The 19708-nt window shown below is 66.3% G+C and carries 20 protein-coding genes; 8 read left to right on the top strand and 12 right to left on the bottom strand.

The features are described from left to right. Positions 1-29 precede the first annotated feature (29 nt). Complete coding sequence (locus SMAL_RS05600) at positions 30-1178, bottom strand: acetyltransferase domain-containing protein (protein ID WP_012510397.1); 1149 nt, start codon at positions 1176-1178, stop codon at positions 30-32. A 202-nt stretch (positions 1179-1380) separates the two neighbouring features. Between SMAL_RS05600 and SMAL_RS05605 the strand changes: the two genes are divergently transcribed. From SMAL_RS05605 to SMAL_RS05615, 3 genes are all read left to right on the top strand, one after another. Beyond that, the gene (locus SMAL_RS05605; protein WP_004148011.1) at positions 1381-3345 is read left to right on the top strand and encodes an OPT family oligopeptide transporter; all 1965 of its coding nucleotides are present in this window, start codon (positions 1381-1383) and stop codon (positions 3343-3345) included. Between the two features lie 254 nt (positions 3346-3599). Further along, positions 3600-5678 (top strand): alpha/beta hydrolase family protein, encoded by a 2079-nt coding sequence (locus tag SMAL_RS05610; protein ID WP_012510398.1) that lies wholly within the window; start codon positions 3600-3602, stop codon positions 5676-5678. A gap of 141 nt (positions 5679-5819) precedes the next feature. Further along, positions 5820-7064, top strand: a complete 1245-nt coding sequence (locus SMAL_RS05615; protein WP_012510399.1) for a DUF819 family protein — start codon at positions 5820-5822, stop codon at positions 7062-7064. 87 nt (positions 7065-7151) lie between these two features. Here the strand turns inward: SMAL_RS05615 and SMAL_RS05620 are convergent, their stop codons facing one another. Genes SMAL_RS05620 through SMAL_RS05640 form a run of 5 tightly spaced genes read right to left on the bottom strand, consistent with a single transcriptional unit; the run spans position 7152 to position 10173 of the window. Beyond that, positions 7152-7631, bottom strand: coding sequence for a hypothetical protein (locus SMAL_RS05620; protein WP_032969226.1), 480 nt, complete (start codon positions 7629-7631; stop codon positions 7152-7154). A 46-nt stretch (positions 7632-7677) separates the two neighbouring features. Then, positions 7678-7938 (bottom strand): cell division topological specificity factor MinE, encoded by a 261-nt coding sequence (gene minE / locus SMAL_RS05625; protein WP_004148073.1) that lies wholly within the window; start codon positions 7936-7938, stop codon positions 7678-7680. 2 nt (positions 7939-7940) lie between these two features. After that, complete coding sequence (gene minD / locus SMAL_RS05630; protein WP_004148075.1) at positions 7941-8750, bottom strand: septum site-determining protein MinD; 810 nt, start codon at positions 8748-8750, stop codon at positions 7941-7943. A gap of 35 nt (positions 8751-8785) precedes the next feature. Beyond that, positions 8786-9574 (bottom strand): septum site-determining protein MinC, encoded by a 789-nt coding sequence (minC, locus tag SMAL_RS05635; RefSeq protein WP_012510400.1) that lies wholly within the window; start codon positions 9572-9574, stop codon positions 8786-8788. A 2-nt stretch (positions 9575-9576) separates the two neighbouring features. After that, positions 9577-10173 carry a GNAT family N-acetyltransferase gene (locus SMAL_RS05640; RefSeq protein WP_004148078.1) on the bottom strand — a complete coding sequence of 199 codons (597 nt, stop codon included), beginning with the start codon at positions 10171-10173 and terminating at the stop codon, positions 9577-9579. A gap of 150 nt (positions 10174-10323) precedes the next feature. Here SMAL_RS05640 and SMAL_RS05645 point away from each other — a divergent pair, with 150 nt between their 5' ends. From SMAL_RS05645 to SMAL_RS05660, 4 genes are all read left to right on the top strand, one after another. Beyond that, positions 10324-11520 (top strand): sensor histidine kinase, encoded by a 1197-nt coding sequence (locus tag SMAL_RS05645; RefSeq protein WP_004148080.1) that lies wholly within the window; start codon positions 10324-10326, stop codon positions 11518-11520. Beyond that, entirely contained in the window at positions 11520-12161 is a 642-nt protein-coding gene (locus tag SMAL_RS05650) for a response regulator (RefSeq protein WP_004148082.1), read from the top strand. The genes SMAL_RS05645 and SMAL_RS05650 overlap by 1 nt, the downstream gene beginning before the upstream one ends. Positions 12162-12395: 234 nt before the next feature. Continuing rightward, the gene (locus SMAL_RS05655; protein ID WP_004148084.1) at positions 12396-13469 is read left to right on the top strand and encodes a polyketide cyclase; all 1074 of its coding nucleotides are present in this window, start codon (positions 12396-12398) and stop codon (positions 13467-13469) included. A gap of 105 nt (positions 13470-13574) precedes the next feature. Further along, entirely contained in the window at positions 13575-13946 is a 372-nt protein-coding gene (locus SMAL_RS05660) for a DUF423 domain-containing protein (protein ID WP_012510401.1), read from the top strand. A 394-nt stretch (positions 13947-14340) separates the two neighbouring features. On the opposite strand, the gene SMAL_RS05665 is transcribed toward SMAL_RS05660, so the two are convergent. From SMAL_RS05665 to SMAL_RS05685, 5 genes are read right to left on the bottom strand one after another with little or no spacing between them, the layout of a single operon-like run. Beyond that, on the bottom strand, positions 14341-15150 hold the full coding sequence (locus SMAL_RS05665; protein WP_012510402.1) for a M15 family metallopeptidase: 810 nt from the start codon (positions 15148-15150) through the stop codon (positions 14341-14343). Between the two features lie 9 nt (positions 15151-15159). Further along, on the bottom strand, positions 15160-15753 hold the full coding sequence (locus SMAL_RS05670) for a PH domain-containing protein (RefSeq protein ID WP_004148132.1): 594 nt from the start codon (positions 15751-15753) through the stop codon (positions 15160-15162). 3 nt (positions 15754-15756) lie between these two features. After that, the gene (locus SMAL_RS05675) at positions 15757-15936 is read right to left on the bottom strand and encodes a DUF4177 domain-containing protein (protein WP_004148133.1); all 180 of its coding nucleotides are present in this window, start codon (positions 15934-15936) and stop codon (positions 15757-15759) included. Next, the gene (locus SMAL_RS05680) at positions 15933-16112 is read right to left on the bottom strand and encodes a type II toxin-antitoxin system antitoxin (RefSeq protein ID WP_004148134.1); all 180 of its coding nucleotides are present in this window, start codon (positions 16110-16112) and stop codon (positions 15933-15935) included. The genes SMAL_RS05675 and SMAL_RS05680 overlap by 4 nt, the downstream gene beginning before the upstream one ends. A gap of 45 nt (positions 16113-16157) precedes the next feature. Next, positions 16158-17039 carry an SPFH domain-containing protein gene (locus SMAL_RS05685; protein ID WP_012510403.1) on the bottom strand — a complete coding sequence of 294 codons (882 nt, stop codon included), beginning with the start codon at positions 17037-17039 and terminating at the stop codon, positions 16158-16160. A 137-nt stretch (positions 17040-17176) separates the two neighbouring features. Between SMAL_RS05685 and purT the strand changes: the two genes are divergently transcribed. Further along, complete coding sequence (purT, locus tag SMAL_RS05690) at positions 17177-18364, top strand: formate-dependent phosphoribosylglycinamide formyltransferase (RefSeq protein WP_012510404.1); 1188 nt, start codon at positions 17177-17179, stop codon at positions 18362-18364. Positions 18365-18474: 110 nt separating this feature from the next. On the opposite strand, the gene SMAL_RS05695 is transcribed toward purT, so the two are convergent. After that, positions 18475-19680, bottom strand: coding sequence for an endonuclease/exonuclease/phosphatase family protein (locus SMAL_RS05695; RefSeq protein ID WP_004148171.1), 1206 nt, complete (start codon positions 19678-19680; stop codon positions 18475-18477). Positions 19681-19708: the final 28 nt, after the last annotated feature.

Raw genomic sequence — 19708 nt, forward strand, 5'->3', positions numbered from 1 at the left:
TAGCGCCGGGCCATGCCCGGCGAACGGGGTCACAGGTACCGCAACCACGCCAGATCGCGCCTTCGCGCCTTGAACCGCGCGAATGCCCGCGTCGGTGGATACATCACCACCGCCAATGCACAGGCCACCAGCAGCAGGCCGCTGACCGAATCCAGCGCATACAGCTCGCCGTGGGTCGGGCCCCAGGCGGCCAGCGCCGCCAGGTACAGCCCCTTCAGCACATACAGGTGCAGCAGGTAGAAGAACATCGGTGCTGCACCAATATCGGCCAATGGCCGCAGCGCACGTGCCAACGGCGGCCATTCGTACAGTCGCAACAGCAACAGGCCCACGCCCAGCGTCAACAGCAGGAACTGCAGCGACGGCGGGTACTTGGTGACGTTGAAGATGCTCAGCCAGGTGCGCAGCACGGTGGTCTGGTACTGCCAGGGGGAATCGCCGTATTCGTTGGCAAAGCGCAGCAATGCGAACAGGGCCAGCGCCCCCGCACCGGCCCAGAACAGCCAGCGCTGCCGCTGCTCCGGCGCGCGCTCGCGGGCGAACCACGGTCCCATCAGGTAACCCAGCGCGATCACCCCGATCCACGGCAGCACCGGGTAGGAGGTGCGCAATCGCAGTGCCCCGGCCTCGATCCAGTCGCGCTGGTGCAGCACCTTCCACAGGACTGCCAGCGCGCCATTGCCTTCCATGCGCACGCCGTCGAGCAGGTTATGGCCGGCCACCAGCGCAACTGCCAGCACCAGCAAGGCGGGGCGCGGCAGCCAGATCAGGCCGGCCAGCGCGATCATGCTGAGGCCGATGGCCCAGATCACCTGCAGGTACAACGTGTCCGGCGGCAGCTGGAAGGTCCAGGCGAAGTTCACCAGGGTCAGTTCCAGTACCACCAGGAACAGGCCGCGCTTGAGCAGGAAGGTGGCGGTGGCGCGGCGTGGATCCGGCTGGCGCTGGCCGTACAGCCAGGCCGACAGACCAGTGAGCAGCACGAATACCGGCGCGCACAGATGCGCCAGCAGACGGCAGGCGAACAGGGCGGGAGAGACCGTGGACGCATCCATCGGGTCGCTGACCTGGTATTGCAGGAAGAAGGTCTCGCGGACGTGGTCGAGCAGCATCAGCAGCATCACGGTGCCGCGCAGCTGGTCGATGGAGGCCAGGCGCGGGGTGGGGGAAGAGGGCATGTGATGCAGGACGTGACGGGGCAAAAGAAAGATATAACATATCAATTGTGTCCCTGCCCACTCCGACTTTGCTGTATCGGCCGGTTGCCCGTGCATGTGCGGGTCCATCGCACCGCAGCATCGGGCCACATCCTTTGGCACGCTGGACTTGCCGGAGCCTGAACGCTAGCGTGGCAGGGATTTTTTGCCAGCAGGGGCTTTCATGAACCATGACGCTGCGCCCAAGCAGCTCACTTTCCGCGCGGTGGTCCTTGCCATCGTGCTGGCAGTGGTGCTGTCGGCCGCAAACGCCTACCTCGGTCTGTTCGCAGGCCTGACCATCGCCACCGCGATTCCCGCCGCGGTCATTTCCATGGGCGTGCTGCGCCTGCTGGGTGGCGGTTCCATCCTTGAAAACAACATCGTGCAGACCGGCGCCTCGGCCGGCTCGTCGATCGCCGCCGGTGTCATCTTCACCATCCCGGCGCTGGTGATCATGGGCTACTGGCCCGACTTCAAGTACTGGTGGGTGCTGGGCATCGCTGGTCTCGGCGGCCTGCTGGGCGTGCTGTTCTCGGTGCCGCTGCGGCGTTCGATGATCGTTGAAGACCCGCTTCCGTTCCCGGAAGGCAAGGCCGCGGCCGAAGTGCTCAAGGCCGGTGAGAACCCGGGCCCGGGCCTGAAGATCCTCGGCCTGTCGGCGGTGATCGGTGCGTTCGTGAAGCTGGCCGCGGAAAGCGGCATGCGCCTGATTCCCGATGCCTGGGCTACCTCGGCCTACGTCGGCAGCTCCAAGGTCACCGCCTTCATCGGCACCAACCTGTCCCCGGCGCTGCTGGGCGTGGGCTACATCGTCGGCCTCAACGTCGGCATCGTGGTGGTGTCCGGCTCGATCCTGACCTGGCACATCGCCATTCCGATCTACCAGGCGTTCTTCATGAACACCGATCCGGGCCTGGCCGCCTCGGTCGCTACCGCATCCTCCACCGAGGCGGCGTTCGCCATCTGGGGCGCGAAGATGCGCTACCTGGGTGTGGGCGCGATGCTGATCGGCGGCATCTGGACCCTGATCTCGCTGCGCAAGTCGCTGCTCAACGGCGTCAAGAGCGGCTTTGCCGCTGCCCGCAAGAGCGGTGGCCCGGTACTGGCGCACACCGAACGCGACCTGCCGATGAAGTGGATGCTGGTGGCCCTGGTGGTGTTCACCCTGCCGCTTCTGGCGCTGTACCAGGCCATCGTCGGCCAGTGGCACGTGTCGATCCCGATGACCTTGATCATGATCGTCGCCGGCTTCCTGTTCGTGTCGGTGTCGGCCTACCTGGCCGGCCTGATCGGTTCGTCCAACAACCCGGTCTCGGGCATCACCATCTCCACCATCCTGTTCGCTTCTGCGGTGCTGGTGCTGCTGCTGGGCAAGGACGGCCTGCAGCCGGTCGGTGCCTTCGGCGCGCCGCTGGGTGCGGTGGCGGCAATCATGATCGGCGCGGTGGTGTGCTGCGCCGCCGCGGTCGGTGGTGACAACCTGCAGGATCTGAAGGCCGGCTACATTGTTGGCGCGACACCGTGGAAGCAGCAGTTGATGCTGGGCATCGGCGCATTCTCGTGCGCGCTGATCATGGCCCCGGTGCTGAACCTGCTGGCCACCGCCTACGGCATCGGCGTCAAGTCCGAGCTGCACCCGAACGCGCTGGCTGCGCCGCAGGCCAACCTGATGGCCTCGGTCGCAAAGGGCCTGTTCGGTGGTGAACTGCCGTGGACCTTCATCGGCATCGGTGCCGTGGTCGGTGCGGCCATCATCGCCTTCGACAGCTGGCTCAAGTCGCGCAACGCGCGCTTCCGCGTGCCGGTGCTGGCCGCCGCGATCGGTATCTACCTGCCGCTGGAGCTGATGGTGCCGATCTTCCTCGGCGGCCTGATCTCCTACCTGGTCGAGCGCTTCCACAAGGTGCGCGCCGACGATGAAGAAGGCCGCGACCGCGTGCACAAGCCGGGCGTGCTGTTCGCCGCCGGCCTGATCACCGGCGAGGCGTTGATGGGTATCGCCATCGCCGTGCCGATCGTGGTCAGCAGCCGCGCCGATGTGCTGGCCGTACCGTTCCATCTGCCGGCCGCGCAGTGGATCGGCCTGGCTGTGTTGTTCCTGGTCGGCTGGCTGATCTACCGCACCGGCAAGCGCGCCGTAGCGTAAGGGCCATGGGGTCGGATCCCTTCCCGTAGGGAAGGGCTCTGACCCCGGGTTCGCCGCCGGCTGCACGGCAGGGGTCAGAGCCGATTCCGGTGGAATCGGATCCGACCCCGGCATTCCTCAACAAACCCCGCCTCGGCGGGGTTTGCTTTTTCTGGCGGCGCGGTCGGCCTGCACCGGCAGCCATGACCGATGGCCTTGGCAGCCCCGCCCGCGCAGGCCTACCATCGGTTTTTTGCCGTCCTGCGGAGACTCCGATGAAACTGCGTCATGCCCTGTTGCCACTGAGCCTGCTGGCTGCCCTGCCCAGCGTCGCCGCTGCCCGTGGCCTGGAAGTCCGCGACATGGTGGCCATGGACCGCGTCTCCGCGCCGGTACTGACTGCTGACGGTGGCACCGTGGTGTTCGCCAAGCGCAGCACCGATGCCGCGCTGAAGTCGAGCACGGCGCTGTTCGCGCGCAACCTGCGCACCCGCGATGCAGCGCCGCCGAAGCAGATCACCCCGGCCGGCTGGAACGTCAACTCCGCCTCCTTGTCGGCCGATGGCCAGACCGTGTACTTCCTCAGCGCCAGGAACGGCAGCCAGCAGCTGTACGCGCAGCCGATCAGTGGCGGCGCCCCGCGCCAGCTGACCGACTTCCCGGTGGACGTGGACAGCTACCACGTGTCGCCGCAGGACGACCGCGTGCTGTTCAGTGCCGGCGTGTTCCAGGCCTGCGCCTCGGACCTCGCCTGCACCGAGAAGAAGCTGAAGGAAAAGAAGGACGCCAAGGCCAGTGGCCAGGTCTTCGACTCGTTGTTCGTGCGCCATTGGGATACCTGGAACGATGGCCGCCGCAACACCCTGTTCGTGGCACCCCTGCCGGCAGGCAAGGCCGGTGCGGTGAAGGGTGCTTCGGCGCTGAGCGCGACCATCGATGGTGATGCGCCGTCCAAGCCGTTTGGTGGCAACGATGATTTCGCGTGGTCGCCGGATGGCGCCAGCGTGGTCGCCAGCATCCGCGTGGCCGGCAAGCAGGAGCCGTGGTCGACCAACTTCGACCTGTACCGCTTCGACGCTGCGGGCAAGCAGGCGCCGGTCAACCTGACCGCCTCCAACCCCGCCTGGGATGCCGGCCCGGTGTTCAGCGCCGACGGCAAGACGCTGTTCTACCGTGCGATGAAGCGCCCGGGCTTCGAGGCCGACCGTTTCGGCCTGATGGCGATGGACGTGTCCAGCGGCAAGACCCGCGAGATCGCGCCGCAGTGGGATCGTTCGGCGGGCGGCATCACCCTGTCCGCCGATGGCAGCAGCATCTACACCACCGCCGATGACCTCGGCGAACACCCGCTGTTCCAGATCGACGTGGCCAGCGGCAAGGCCACCAAGCTGATCGGCGACGGCAGCGTGACCTCGGTGGACGTGGCCGGCACCAGCGTGGCGATCACCCGCAACAGCCTGAAGAGCAACGACCAGGTGCTGGTCGGCCTGCTGCCGACCGCCGGCCAGCCGATCGGCGAACTGCGCGCGCTGACCCCGGCCGCCGGCGAGGTGCTGAAGGACGTGTCCTTCGGTGACTACGAGCAGTTCGAGTTCAAGGGCTGGAACAACGACACCGTCCACGGCTACGTGGTCAAGCCGCACAACTACCAGGAAGGCAAGTCCTACCCGGTTGCGTTCCTGATCCACGGCGGCCCGCAGGGCAGCTTCGGCAACGGCTGGAGCTACCGCTGGAACCCCCAGACCTACGCCGGCCAGGGCTACGCCGTGGTGATGATCGACTTCCATGGCTCCACCGGCTACGGCCAGGCCTTCACCGATGCGATCAGCCAGCACTGGGGCGACCGCCCGCTGGAAGATCTGCAGAAGGGCTGGGATGCGGCGCTGAAGAAGTATTCCTTCCTCAACGGTGACAAGGCCTGTGCGCTGGGTGCCAGCTACGGCGGCTTCATGGTCAACTGGATTGCCGGTAACTGGAACAGCCCGTTCAAGTGCCTGGTCAACCATGACGGCGTGTTCGACCAGCGCATGATGGGCTACGCCACCGAAGAACTGTGGTTCACCGAGTGGGAGCAGGGCGGCACGCCGTACCAGAAGGCGGCGAACTACGAGAAGTTCAACCCGGTCAACCACGTGGCGGACTGGAAGAAGCCGATCCTGGTCATCCACGGCCAGCAGGACTTCCGTATTCCGGTCGAGCAGGGCCTGGCCGCGTTTACTGCTGCCCAGCGCCAGGGCATCGAATCGAAGTTCCTGTACTTCCCGGATGAAAACCACTGGGTGCTGAAGCCGAACAACAGCATCCTGTGGCATGACACCGTCAATGCCTGGCTGAAGCAGCACATCGGCAACTGATGACTGCAGCGCCGCCCTTCGGGGCGGCGCTTTTGTTTCACCATCTGCTGTACCGGTGGGTGCCGACCGTTGGTCGGCACACCATCCTGATCTGCCGCCAACAGCAGCCGGCCAGCGGCCGGCTCTACCCAGAGCGCCTGCATGCCTTCGACCGCCCTGATCCAGAACGACATCGTCGTCTTCGGTTTGATCGCCGCCACCCTCGGCGCCGTGTTCTGGACCGCCTCGCGCGAGCAGGGGCTGTGGAAGCGCTTCTACACCTTCGTGCCGGCACTGCTGCTGTGCTACCTCATCCCCGGCATCTACAACACCGTTGGCCTGATCGACGGCCAGAACACCAAGCTCTACAACCCGATCGCGCGTGACATCCTGTTGCCGGCGGCGCTGATCCTGCTGACCCTGGCGGTGGATATCAAGGGCATCCTGCGGCTGGGTCCGAAGCTGGTGTTGATGTACCTGGGCGCCTCGGCCAGCATCATGCTGGGCGCGGTGGTGGCCTTCCTGCTGATGCGCGCCGTGCATCCGGAAACCGTGGCCGGCGATACCTGGGCCGGCATGGCCGCGCTGGCCGGCAGCTGGATCGGCGGCGGTGCCAACATGCTGGCGATGCGCGAAGTGTTCGACGTCAACGCCACCACCTTCGGCCAGTTCGCGGTGGTCGATGTTGGCGTGGGCTATGTGTGGATGGCCGCGCTTATCTTCCTGGCCGGGCGCGCGGCGAAGATCGACGCGCGCAGTGGTGCCGATACCTCGGCGATCGATGAGCTGAAGGAGCGCATCGCGCGCTTCCAGGCCGAACACGAGCGCATTCCCAGCCTGACCGACCTGATGCTGATCGTGGCGGTGGCCTTCGGCGGCGTCGGCCTCTCGCATGCGATCGGCGCGCCGTTGGCGGCATGGTTCAAGCTCAACGTCAGCTGGGCCTCGCAGTTCAGCCTGGACGCACCGTTTGTCTGGGTGGTGGTGCTGTCGACCACGCTGGGCCTGAGCCTGAGCTTCACCCGCGCACGCACGCTGGAAGGCGCGGGTGCCTCGCGGCTGGGCTCGCTGCTGCTGTACTTCCTGATCGCCTGCATCGGCATGCAGATGGATCTGCTGGCGCTGCTGGACCGCCCGTGGCTGTTCCTGCTTGGCATCATCTGGATCAGCGTGCATATCGCGCTGCTGTGGTGCCTGGGCAAGCTGTTGAAAGTGCCGTTCTTCTATTTCGCGATCGGTTCGCAGTCGAACATCGGCGGACCCGCGTCGGCACCGGTGGTGGCGGCCGCGTTCCATCCGGCGCTGGCACCGGTGGGTGTGCTGCTGGGCACGATGGGCTACGCCACCGGCACCTACCTGGCCTACATCGTCGGCATCACCCTGCGCGCGCTGGCGGGGCAGGGCTGATGGGGTAGTGCCGGCCGCTGGCCGGCAATCAGGTAATGCTTCACGGGTTCATGAGGTTGCCGGCCAGCGGCCGGCACTACCGATGCGTTACGCGACCGGCAATCCGCGTTCGATCAACCACGCTTTCGCGTCTTCGGCGTCCTGCTCGAACCACGCCTTCGTAGACCCCAGTCGATACGTATACCCCCACGCATCCATGTCAGCCATCAGCTGTTCGCTGCCGACACCGGGCAGGTGGCCGGCCAGCACGATCTGCAGGTAGCAGGTGGCGTCCTCTTCGGGCACCGAGTCGGTGGCATCGGTATGCACCTGCGCGCGGCGCTCGGGCGGCAGCACGATCAGGTGGCAGGCCTCGTGCAGCATCGAGTGCACGGGGGTGTCATCGCGCACGTACACGTCGCTGGCGATGATGCCGGCTTCGGGCTCGCCCCAGTAGCTGCCGGGAATCGGCGCGCCGGCGGCGACGTGGTGCAGCCGCAGATCGTGTGCGGCGAGCAGGCGCTGCGCATCGGCGAAGGCGATATCGCCGACGCGGGTGACGTTCGGTTCGGGCGTGGTGTCGGTCATGCGGGTCATGCAGCCCCGCCCATGCAGGCACGGGCGGGGCAGGGGGTCAGGGTTTGTCCGGGCCTTCCGGCAGCGCCACGGAGATGTCCAGCACGTCGTGCTGCCCATCCTTGACCAGGTCGACCTTCACCGCATCGACGTCGATGTTGACGTACTTCTTGATCACTTCCAGCAGCTCGCGCTGCAGCAGCGGCAGGTAATCGGGACCGCCGCGGTTGCTGCGTTCCTGCGCGATGATGATCTGCAGGCGGTTCTTGGCGGTTTCGGCGGTGGTCTTCTTCGCTTTGAGGAAATCAAACAGGCCCATGCTTACCCTCCGAACAGCTTGCTGAAGAAGCCCTTCTTCTCGACGTTGGTGAAGCGCATCGGGCGTTCTTCGCCGAGGATGCGCGCGACGGCGTCGTCGTAGGCCTGGCCGGCAGCGGACTCGACATCCAGGATGACCGGCTCGCCCTTGTTGGAGGCGTTGAGCACGTCACCCGACTCGGGGATCACGCCGATCGCCTTCAGTCCAAGCACTTCCTCGACGTCGGCGATGCTGAGCATCTCGCCGCTTTCCACGCGCACCGGGGTGTAGCGGGTCAGCAGCAGGAAGGCCGGCACGTCCTGGCCGGACTCGGCCTTGTGGGTCTTCGAATCGAGCAGGCCGATGATGCGGTCCGAGTCGCGTACCGAGGACACTTCCGGGTTCACCACGACCACGGCGCGGTCGGCGAAGTACATCGCCAGGAAGGCGCCCTTCTCGATGCCGGCCGGGGAGTCGCAGATGATGTAATCGAAGCCGTCAGCGGCCAGGTCCTTCAGGACCTTGCCCACGCCTTCCTGGGTCAGCGCATCCTTGTCGCGGGTCTGCGAGGCAGCCAGCACGTACAGATTGTCGAAGCGCTTGTCCTTGATCAGGGCCTGCTTGAGGGTCGCTTCGCCGTGCACGACGTTGACGAAGTCGTACACCACGCGGCGTTCGCAGCCCATGATCAGATCGAGGTTGCGCAGGCCGACGTCGAAGTCGATCACCGCCACCTTCTTGCCGCGCCGTGCCAGGCCGCAGGCCAGGCTTGCGCTGGAAGTGGTCTTGCCGACGCCGCCCTTGCCGGAGGTGACTACGATGATTTCAGCCAAAGGACTTCTCCTGATGATTCTGTTTGGGTGCTGCGTCAGTCCAGCGCAGCGATCTTGATCTGGTCCTGTTCCAGCCACACCTGCACGGCCTTGCCGCGCAGGGTGTCCGGGACATCGTCCAGTACCTTGTAGTGGCCTGCAATGGCGACCAGTTCCGCATGGAAATCACGGCAGAAGATGCGTGCCGCGGTGTTGCCCTGGGCCCCTGCCAGCGCGCGGCCGCGCAGGGTCCCGTAGATATGGATGCTGCCGTCGGCGATGACTTCGGCGCCAGCGCCGACGGTAGCCATCACGGTCAGGTCGCAGTTTTCCGCGTACAGCTGCTGGCCCGAGCGCACGTTGCCCAGCTGCATGCGGCCCGGTTGCGGTGCAGCCGCATCGGCGACCTTGGCCACCGGCGTGGCCGGGGCCGGCTTCGGTTCGGCGCGCGCGGCCCGGCGCGGTTCCGGTGCGGGCGGTGGCGGAGCCGGTTCGGCCTCGGCACGCTCGTACTGGGCGCGGAACTTGGCCAGCAGCGGCAACCCGAGCTGCTGCGAGAGCAGGTCGACCGCGCTGGTGCCATAGGCCAGTGCCACCGGCAGCACGCCGGCACTGCGCAGGCCATCGACCAGCGCCTGTGCGGTGGCCACGTCCGGCACCTGGCTGAGGCCACCGAAATCGAGGATCACCGCCGCACGGCCGAACAGCTTCGGCGCGCGGGTCACGCGCTCGTGCATTTCCTGCACGAGGCGCTCGACATCAAGGGTACGGATGCGCAGGTTGGCGATGCCCACCTGGCCGATCTTCAGTTCACCGGCCTGTTCGTAATCGAAATTCACCGCCACGCTCAGGTCCCCGTCGGCCGCTGTGCCTGCGCCGGCAGCTGCCGGGCACGTGTCCACGCCACATCCGGCAGCTTGTCACCGTAGGTCTCCTGGACCCACGGGTAGCTGCACAGTTCCTTGGCCAGCATGCTGGCGCGCACATCGACGTGCGGCATGGTGTTCTGGCCCAGCTCGCGGAAGCCGAAGCTGCCGTGGAAGAGCAGGGCGGCATCGGCGCCGTGGTCGAGGAAGACCTCGCAGGTCATCTGCGGATAGCGCAGCTCGGCGAAGCTCTGCGCGTCGGCATAGAACGCGCGGCCGACGCCACCGCCGCGACGGCGGCTGGCGACCACGATGCGGTCGATATAGAAGAACGGGGTGTCCAGTTGCTGCTTGAACCAGGCGAAGTTGCTGCTGTCGTGCTGGCTGTCGCTGCCGAAGCCGATCAGGAAGCCGGCCAGGTTGCCGTCGCGCTCGGCGACGCGGAAATATTCAGCGGTTTCATAGAACAGGCGCAGGCGTGCCGCATCCAGGGGAAGGATGGCCAGGCCAGCGTTGTTGTTCAAAGCCAGGACGGAATCGAGCTCGTGCTCGCGCACGTCGCGGATGACAATCGACATTGTGACTCCGTGGGGTAACGCGGTTGGTCCATCAAAGGACCCTGCGCACGATTATTGCATGCCCGGGGTGGGCTGCGGCATGAACAGGCGACCGGGCGGGCATGACTTCCGTGGGGTGCGGGACGCAGGCTGGGCCCGTAGAGTGCTGGCATGTTGGGAGTCCTCAGCCATACACGCGTCCTCCGCCTGGCCGGCCTGTTCACCTGGGTCATGGTCGGACTGCCGCTGGCGTATTCGCAGTTCGAGAACCTGCACAGCCGCAACGACATGGGCGGTTGGGCGATCCTGCTGTTCGTCGCCTACCTGTCCTTCGGCACCGCCTACTACTGGCTGACCCGCATCCTGCGCAGCGACAGCCATACCAGCTGGCTGGACCGCGGGCTGCTCCTGCTGCTGACCGTCTCGGCGCTGGGGGTGAGCTTCCTCAGTGGCTCGGGCCTGGGCAGCATCCTGATGATGGTCGCCGCCGGGGTCATTCCCTGGATGCTGTCGGTGCGGCTGGGCGTGCTGTGGCTGCTGGTCAGCCAGCTGGCGGTGGCCCCGGTCTACTACATGCTGCTGCGCTTCCCGCTGTTCGAGGCAGTGATGCAGTCGCTGCTGTACGGCGGCTTCTCCATGTTCATCTTCGTGACCAGCCTGGTCGCCCGCCAGCAGACCGAGGCCCGAGACGAGCAGCGCCGGCTCAACGCGGAGCTGCGCGCGACCCGCGCCCTGCTGGCCGAAAGTGCCCGGGTCAACGAGCGAACCCGCATTTCGCGCGAGCTGCACGATCTTCTGGGGCATCAGCTGACCGCACTGACCCTGAACCTGGAAGTGGCCAGCCATCTGGCCGAGGGCCAGGCCCTGGAGCATGTAAAGCGTTCGCATGGCCTGGCCAAGCTGCTGCTGGGCAACGTTCGTGAGGTGGTCAGCCAGCTGCGCGAGACCGGTGCCATCGACCTGGCTGCCGCGCTGCGGCCGCTGACCGAGAACGTGCCCTCGCTGGACATCCAGCTGGAGATCGAGGACTCGCTGAACGTGGAGGATCCGCAGCGGGCCCACGTCCTGCTGCGCTGCACCCAGGAGATCATCACCAACGCCGTGCGCCATGCCGGTGCGCGCCAGCTGTGGATCAAGGTGTACCGTGAAGCCCCCGACCGGGTGGTGATCGAGGCCCGCGACGACGGTGTCGGCGCGGAAATGGTCAATGTCGGCAATGGCTTGCGCGGCATGCGCGAGCGCCTGCAACAATGTGGTGGCCAGCTGCAGGTCGAGACCCGTCCCGGCGAAGGCTTCCGCCTGCGGGCGACGGTGCCGGCAACGGTGCTGGTGGCCGCCCTTACCAAGGTTCCTGAAGGAGTGCGTTGATGATTCGCGTCTGCCTGGTCGACGACCAAACCCTGGTGCGGCAGGGAATCCGCTCCCTGCTGGCGCTCGACGACGGTATCGAAGTGGTGGCCGAAGCCGGCGATGGCCGGCAGGCGGTGGAGCTGATCCCGCAGGTGCGCCCGGACGTGGTGCTGATGGACATGCGCATGCCGGTGATGTCCGGGCTGGAGGCGTTGCAGATGCTGTCCCGTCAGGAACAACTGCCGCCGACCATCATCCTCACCACCTTCGACGACGATCAGCTGGTGCTGGCCGGACTCAAGGCCGGCGCCAAGGGCTACCTGCTCAAGGACGTGACCCTGGCGCAGCTGGTCGGCGCCATCCGCACGGTGGCCGACGGAGGCTCGCTGGTGCAGCCGGCGGTGACCCAGCGCCTGTTGTCCGGCCTGGAGCACATGCGCAACGACTTCGTCAGCCTGGATCGCCCGGATCCGTTGACCGACCGCGAGACCGAGATCCTGCGGCTGATGGCCAGTGGTTTCTCCAACAAGGAGATCGCCAATTCGCTGGGCGTGGCCGAAGGTACGATCAAGAACCACGTGTCCAACATCCTCTCCAAGCTGGGCGTCCGCGACCGTACGCGTGCCGTACTGAAGGCGTTCGAACTGCAGCTGGTCTGAGGAAAATCGTTCCCGGACAACGACTTGGATCGCAGCCCCGGACCCTGGCCGGGGTTGACCCCTACATGCCGGGCACCGGTATGCGTTACCCTTCGAATTCTTTGTCCATACAAATACGCAGCCGGCAGGGAAACCGGTGCGCCAATCCCGATAAACAATGCCCGCGAAGCCTGCTAGGATTGGCGCTTCGCTTCAATCAACCCGGCCGTGGGATCGGCCCCGGAGACTCTCTGAATGACCCGTATTATCGAGTTCCTGATCGCCTTGGGGATCGTGGCTGGCCTGTTCGTCATCATTGGCGTATGTCTGCCGGGCGAGCGTCACATCACCGAAAGCATCGAGACCAACCGCAAGATGACGATCGTGTACGACACGGTCAGCAGTCTGCGCCGCTTCAAGGACTGGAACCCGCTGGTACTGCGCGATCCCGCCGTTGAACTGAAGCTGTCCGGTCCGGCCTCCGGTACCGGTGCCACCCTCGACTTCACCTCCAAGGACCTGGGCACCGGTTCCTGGAAGATCACCGAAGCCGAGGAAAACAAGCGTGTTGTGATCGCCATCGACGACGCCACCAAGGGTCACGACAAGGTCACCACCTTCACCCTGGAGCCGACCGGCAAGGGCGGTCGCAACGTCAAGATCACCCAGGACTACTCGGTGAAGTACGGCTTCGACCTGTTCGGCCGTTACGCCGGTCTTTATGTCAGCCGCCAGATCGGCGACGACATCAAGATGGGCCTGTCGCGCATGGCCAACATGCTGGCCAGCGTTCCGAACGTGGACTACCGCACCCCGGAAGCCCCGCTGACCGATCTGGCCATCGTCGATGTGCCGGCTGAGGACCTGCTGGTCGTCAATGCCGGCAACGTGGACCGCGGCCAGGACAGCATCACCAAGTCCATCAAGGACAACCAGGAGTGGATCAAGCGCGTGATCGAGGCCAATGGCCTTGAAGCCGCCGGCCCGTTCCGCATCATCACCACCGACTTCGGTGCTGAGAAGTACGCCTTCGACATCGCCCAGCCGGTGAAGAAGAAGGGTGCTGAAGGTGCCACTGCTGAAGCCCTGACCGTCAAGATCGACGGCGGTGCTCCGGTCAAGTACGTGCACGTTGCTCCGCACCGTTCGGCACATGCGGCCTACACCGGCCACATGGCGGGTCTGGACGTGGCCCGCAGCGGCCTGCGTGCCTGGGCCGTGACCTCGGGCAACGAAGTTATCGACCGTCCGTACGAGACCTGGAAGGACGGCATCGACAAGTCGTTCACTCCGGAAGCCACGTACGACATCTACTGGGCCGTCAAGTAAGCCTCGGCTGACCCATGTAGTGCTGGACACGAAAACGCGCCGCTTCCTGCGGCGCGTTTTTTTTTCATCCCGCGCCCGGCATCGGGCGCTGCGCAAGGAGCAGTCATGTTCAATCTTGAACGACGCGCACGTAAGCCCTCGCTGCTGGCCTGCCTGGGGGCGTTGCTGGCGGCGGCTTCGATCGGCCTGTCCGCCTATGCTTCGCACGGTGTTGCCGATCCGCTGGCGCAGCAGCATCTGAACATGGCGGCGTTGTATGCGTTCGCGCATGGCGCGGTGCTGGTGGCGCTGGGTCCACGTGCGCAGGGCGCGATCGCGCACCTGGCGTTGTACGTGCTGCTGCTGGGCGTGCTGCTGTTTTCCGGCAGCCTGGTGGGCGGTGCGTTGTGGCAGTGGCCGACGCGGCTGGCACCGATCGGTGGCACCAGCATGATGGCTGGCTGGGTGTTGCTGGCAATCAATGCATTGAGGCGGTGAGGGTCGCGGGGCTGTCGCTCCGATCCATGCCGATGCGATCGTGATGGTTCATGGGCGTTACTTTTCTTTTCGCGCGAAAAGAAAAGTAACCAAAAGAAACGCGCCGCCGGCCGCGAGCCGGTGCTGCGCACCGGTCCCCTGCGCTCCTCGGCCCGTCGAGGGACGGTACGGGAACTCGCTGCGCTCAGACACCCGCACCTCTTCGCCCTCGCCGGACCTGCGGTGCTCGGCTCGCTTGAAGGCGGACCCAACAGTCGCGCGCTGATCCGTTATAGAGGCTTCGAGCGAAGCGACCGGCTTCTGTCTTTGCCTTCTTGTTCCATCTCGTGGCGGGCGCGCGCGGAATCCGCCCGGACAGCTCCATGAAGTTCGCCTTGCGGCTGCCACGAGGGGCTCAGCCGTTGGCCGGTCTCCAGCACCAGTGCCACGGTTCGTAAACGATCCCGTGCGGGTTGTCGCGGGGGTAGCTCAGATGGAAGCCATGCCCGCCGGCATGCGCCTGCAGCCATGCGAATGCGTCGGTGGCTTCGAAGGTCTCTTCGGCGGGGGCATCGCCGGGGGCGCCGATGTCCAGCGCGTGGCCGCTGTGGTGTTCGCTGAAACCCGGCGCGGCGTTGACCTTCAGGATCTCCGCCACGCTCAAACCGCGCGCCAGCTTCCGTTCGAAGATGCCCAGCTGGTAAGCGTGGCTGCGGAAGCCGGAGATCGCGTCCAGCGCAATGCCGTCCCGCGCGGCGTGCAGTTGCATCCGCCGCCACCCCTGCGCGGCACCGCGGCGCAGCCACAGCGGGCGGGCGAAGCGATCACGGCCGGCGAAATGCAACAGGCAGGGCTCAGGTTCCAGTGGCAGGCCGCTGTCGTCTGCATAGCGCTGTGCATCCAGACCCAGCTGCTGCAGGCGATGCTGCAGCCCGGCCAATGGCAGCCACTGATCTTCCAGCGTGACCGCGAAAGGGCGGGAGCGGGTTGCATCCAGCAGCGCCAGTGCATCCTCGACCCCGGGCTCGCGCGGCAGGCGCGGCACCATCGAATGCACGCCGTGCGGCAGTGCCGCCGCCAGATAGCGGCCATCACGCTTGCGCCGCAGCACCCATCGCGCCTGTGACAGCAGGCGCGCGTCCAGGTTGCTGCGCGCACGCAGCAGGTCCGCAGGCCACAGTTCGATGGCCTCGGTATTGATCAGCAGGGGCGGGCGTCGTTGCATCGGCTCAGCTTACTGCCGCAGCGCAGGCGCGGCCACCTTGCGCAGTGCGTCCAGCAGCACCTGCGGCCGGTCCAGGCTGAGCAGCAGCGTGCTGCCATCGCTGACCGGCAGGGCCAGTACGCGTGCGCGGTCGGTAACCAGCGCAAAACCCTTGCCACCGCCCTGCAGGCGGAAATGGCCGGAATGGAAGCCGGGCATCGAATAGCCGTTGGTCTTGAAGCGGATGCCATAGCGACGATCGCGGCTGAGATCGACCACCTCGGCCTGGTCCAGCCGCAGCTGTGCCACCGGCACACGCCGGCGGTACATCGTCGAGCGCACATCCAGTACGTCGCCGGCCAGTTCCACCCGGCGCCGGAAGAAGGCCGTGCCCAGCCCGATGCCCATCAGCGCGATCACCAGCAGGCTCCACGCTGCGCTGCCACCCATCCGGAACCAGGGCGGGGAGAACGTCACTTCGATCCAGGGCGCAGTGGCCGGTGCCTTGTACAACTGCGCATACACGCAGGCCACGAACGCCACCAGCAATGGAAGGACCACCCAGAGCACGCGCAGCGGCGAGCTCTCGGCCACTTCAAACGGTTTCGGATCGCTGCCGCTCATGGCTCAGGATTCCTTCTTGAACACCAGCATGGCCGGGCGCATCGGCGCGGGGATGATGATGTTGACCAGTTCCCAGCCCAGCTGGCCCTGCCGGCCCAGCTCGGCCTGGACATCCTCGGCCTTGAGTACGCCCATCATGGAGGTCTTGACCTCGATCGTCTGGTAGCTCCAGCGCTTGCTCATTCCTTGTCCTCCGGCGATGCCTTGGGTTTGGGCAGGCGTCCTGCCTTGCGCAGCGCGTCGCGCAGCACGTATTCGATCTGAGCGTTGAGGCTGCGCAGTTCGTCATCAGCCCAGCGCTGCGCCGCGGCCAGGACCTCGGCATTGATGCGCAGCGGATAGGCTTTCTTCTCACTCATGGGGGCTCCTGGCGGGGCGGTGGGGCGCCCCGTTGCGAGGGTGGCTCAGTACAGCGAGCCGGCGTTGACGATCGGCTGGGTGCCGCGGTCCGAGCACAGCACGGTCAACAGGTTGCTGACCATGTGCGCCTTGCGCTCCTCATCCAGCTGTACCACGCCATTCTTCTGCAGTTCGGCCAGTGCCATCTCGACCATGCCGACCGCACCGGCAACGATGCGCGTACGTGCGGCGATCACCGCATTGGCCTGCTGGCGCTGCAGCATCGCCTGGGCGATTTCGGCGGCGTAGGCGAGGTGGCTGATGCGCGCGTCGATCACCTGCACGCCGGCATCGGCCAGGCGCTCGGCCAGTTCGTTCTTCAGGTGCTGGGAGATTTCGCTGGCGTGGCTGCGCAGCGCGAGCTGGCCTTCTTCGTGCTGGTCGTAGGGGTAGCTGGTGGCCATCGCACGCAGCGCCGATTCGGACTGGATGTGCACGAAGCTCTCGTAGTCGTCCACGTTGTAGACCGCTTCAGACGCATCGACCACCTGCCACACGATCACCGCGGCGATCTCGATCGGGCTGCCATCGAGCTCGTTGACCTTGAGCTTGCCGCTCTCGAAATTGCGCACGCGCTGGCTGACCCGGCGCTTGCTGTAGAAGGGGTTGTTCCAGCGCAGGCCGTTGTCCTTCACGGTGCCCACGTATTTGCCGAACAGGCTCAGCACCGCCGCCTGGTTGGGCTGGACCGTGTACAGGCCGGCCAGGGCGAAGATCGCCAGCGCCGCTACCAGGATGCCGGCCAGCATCAGCAGCAGGTTCGGGGAGCCGGTGCTGGCCTTGGCTGCCACCCCCAGTACGAACAGGGCGCCGCCGGCGAGGGCGACAAGCAGGGCGCCGGCCAGCGTGCCGAGGCCGTTGAGCGAAGACAGCGACTTCTCTTTCATGGCGGTACGTCCTTGATGGTTCGAAATGAAGATATCAAAGTGATATCACATCCGGACGACCGTTCGTCGGATGCCATGGCCTGGGTGCCCGGCCAGCTAGAATGCCCACCCGCCTTCACATTGCTGCTGGAACCGCCATGGCCAAGCTTGGAACTCCGTTGTCCCCCTCTGCCACCCGCGTGCTGCTGCTGGGCTCGGGCGAACTTGGCAAGGAGGTGGCCATCGAGCTGCAGCGGCTGGGCGTGGAAGTGATCGCCGCCGACCGCTACGCCGATGCCCCGGCCATGCAGGTGGCGCACCGCTCGCATGTGATCGACATGCTCGATGCGATGGCCCTGCGCGCGCTGATCGCGCAGGAGCAGCCTCACTTGGTGGTACCGGAGATCGAGGCCATCCACACCGAGACCCTGGTGCAGCTGGAACAGGAGCAGGGCCTGCGGGTGATCCCGACCGCGCGCGCCGCCCGCCTGACCATGGACCGCGAGGGCATCCGCCGCCTGGCCGCCGAGACCCTGGGCCTGCCGACCTCGCCGTACCGCTTCGTCGATACCGAGGCCGAGTACCGCGCCGCCGTGGCCGCCATCGGCCTGCCGTGTGTGGTCAAGCCGGTGATGTCGTCCTCGGGCAAGGGCCAGAGCACCCTGCGCAGCGAGGCGGACATCGCCCCGGCGTGGGAGTACGCGCAGACCGGTGGCCGCGCCGGTGCCGGTCGCTGCATCGTCGAAGGCTTCATCGACTTCGATTACGAGATCACCCTGCTGACCGTGCGCCATGCCGGCGGCACCTCGTTCTGCGCGCCGATCGGCCATCTGCAGAAGGACGGCGATTACCGCGAAAGCTGGCAGCCGCAGCCGATGTCGAGCGCGGCACTGGCGCGTGCCGAGGAGATCTCGCGTGCGATCACCGACGACCTCGGTGGCTGGGGCCTGTTCGGTGTCGAGCTGTTCGTGAAGGGCGACGAGGTGTGGTTCAGCGAAGTGTCGCCGCGCCCGCACGACACCGGCCTGGTGACGCTGGTATCGCAGGAACTGAGCGAGTTCGCGCTGCACGCGCGCGCCATCCTTGGCCTGCCGATCCCGGTGATCCGCCAGAGCGGACCGTCGGCGTCGTGCGCGCTGCTGGCACACGGCGAGGGCGTGCCGTACTTCAACAACGTCGCCGCCGCACTGCGGGTGCCGGATACCGCCGTGCGCCTGTTCGGCAAGCCGAGCGTGCATGGTCACCGCCGCGTGGGCGTGACCCTGGCGCGCGCGGAAACCATCGACGAAGCGCGCGCCATCGCGCGTGATGCTGCCGACGCCATCGGCGTCGAACTGCGCCCGTAAACCGGTAGCGCCGGGCCATGCCCGGCGACCGCATTTCGGTGGGTACCGACCGTTGGTCGGTACTCTCTTCACGCTTGAAAAACCGCCGGGCATGGCCCGGCGCTACCGGGTTATTTGACGTCCACCCACACCAGATGGTGGTCGCTGCCGTCGGCGATCTTCGCTTCAGGGCTTTCATTGGCCGGCCAGAACACGCCGCTGCCGACGTACTCGAAACCGGTCGAGGGCAGCACGTAGTCCAGGCGCATGGTGCCGGACTTCGGGCCGAAATCGCCGGTGGCGTGGAACGGTGCGCCCTTGCGCTCGATGCCCTTGGCCGCATAGGCCAGGCTGGTCTGTTCGGCACCGACGCTGCGCGGGGTGGGGTAGCGCAGCACGCGGGCGTTCTCGATCAGTTCGACGATCGCCTCATGGCGGCCATCGCCGTCGACCGGGTCGTTGTTGAGGTCGCCGAGGATCACGAAGCGCGCATCCTGCGCCAGGCCGCCGCACTGGCCCTTGTCGTCGCACAGCCACGGCTTGTCACCCTTGGACAGGTATTCCTGCCACAGGCGCAGTTCGTCGTGGTTGCGCGCGGCGTTGCGCTTTTCCGGGCCATCGAACACTGGCGGCGTCGGGTGCGAGACCAGCGCGTGCACTACGCCGGCCGGGGTCTTCACCGGCACGTCCCAATGCGACTTCGATGACAGCCGCAGCTGCGACCACACGTGGTCGTTGTAGAAACTCTTGCCGGTGCGCGGATCGACCGGGCGGATCGCGCCTGGCATCGCGCTCCACTTCAGCAGCTGGAAGCTGCGCACCTTGGCTTCATCGATCGGGTAGCGCGACAGCACCAGCATGCCGTACTGGCCCGGGTGCAGGCCGTAGCCCCACGCATCGTTGCCGCGGCTGCGGCCTTCGCCACCGACCACGCCGTTGTTGTCCAGGTCCAGGCCGCTGGGTACGCCGGTGTTGACCGGGGCCAGGTAGCGGTAGGCGAAGTGCAGCGGCTTGCCGCCGCCGGGCTGGGCCACTTCCAGGTAGCGTTTCTGGAACAGGTCGGCGGCGCGGTGGGCGTCGTCGAAATCGAATTCGTTCAGCAGCACCAGGTCCGGGCGCGCCTGCTGCAGCACCGCGGCGATCTTGCGCGCGTGCTCGCTGTCGCCTTCCAGTTCCTTGATCAGGCCACCGGTCTCATCGGAGTACAGCGAGGTGTTGTAGGTGGCCAGGCGCAGCGCAGCGGACGGCTTTTCGGTCATCGCAGGGGAAGTGGCGAAGGCGGGGGCGGTGGCGCCGCAGAGCAGGGCCAGGGCGAGGATCTGGGGTCGGAGGTTCATGCGCCGTATTGTGCACCCGGCCCGGTGT

Origin of the sequence: Stenotrophomonas maltophilia R551-3, assembly GCF_000020665.1 — a bacterium.
GTDB lineage: Bacteria > Pseudomonadota > Gammaproteobacteria > Xanthomonadales > Xanthomonadaceae > Stenotrophomonas > Stenotrophomonas maltophilia_L.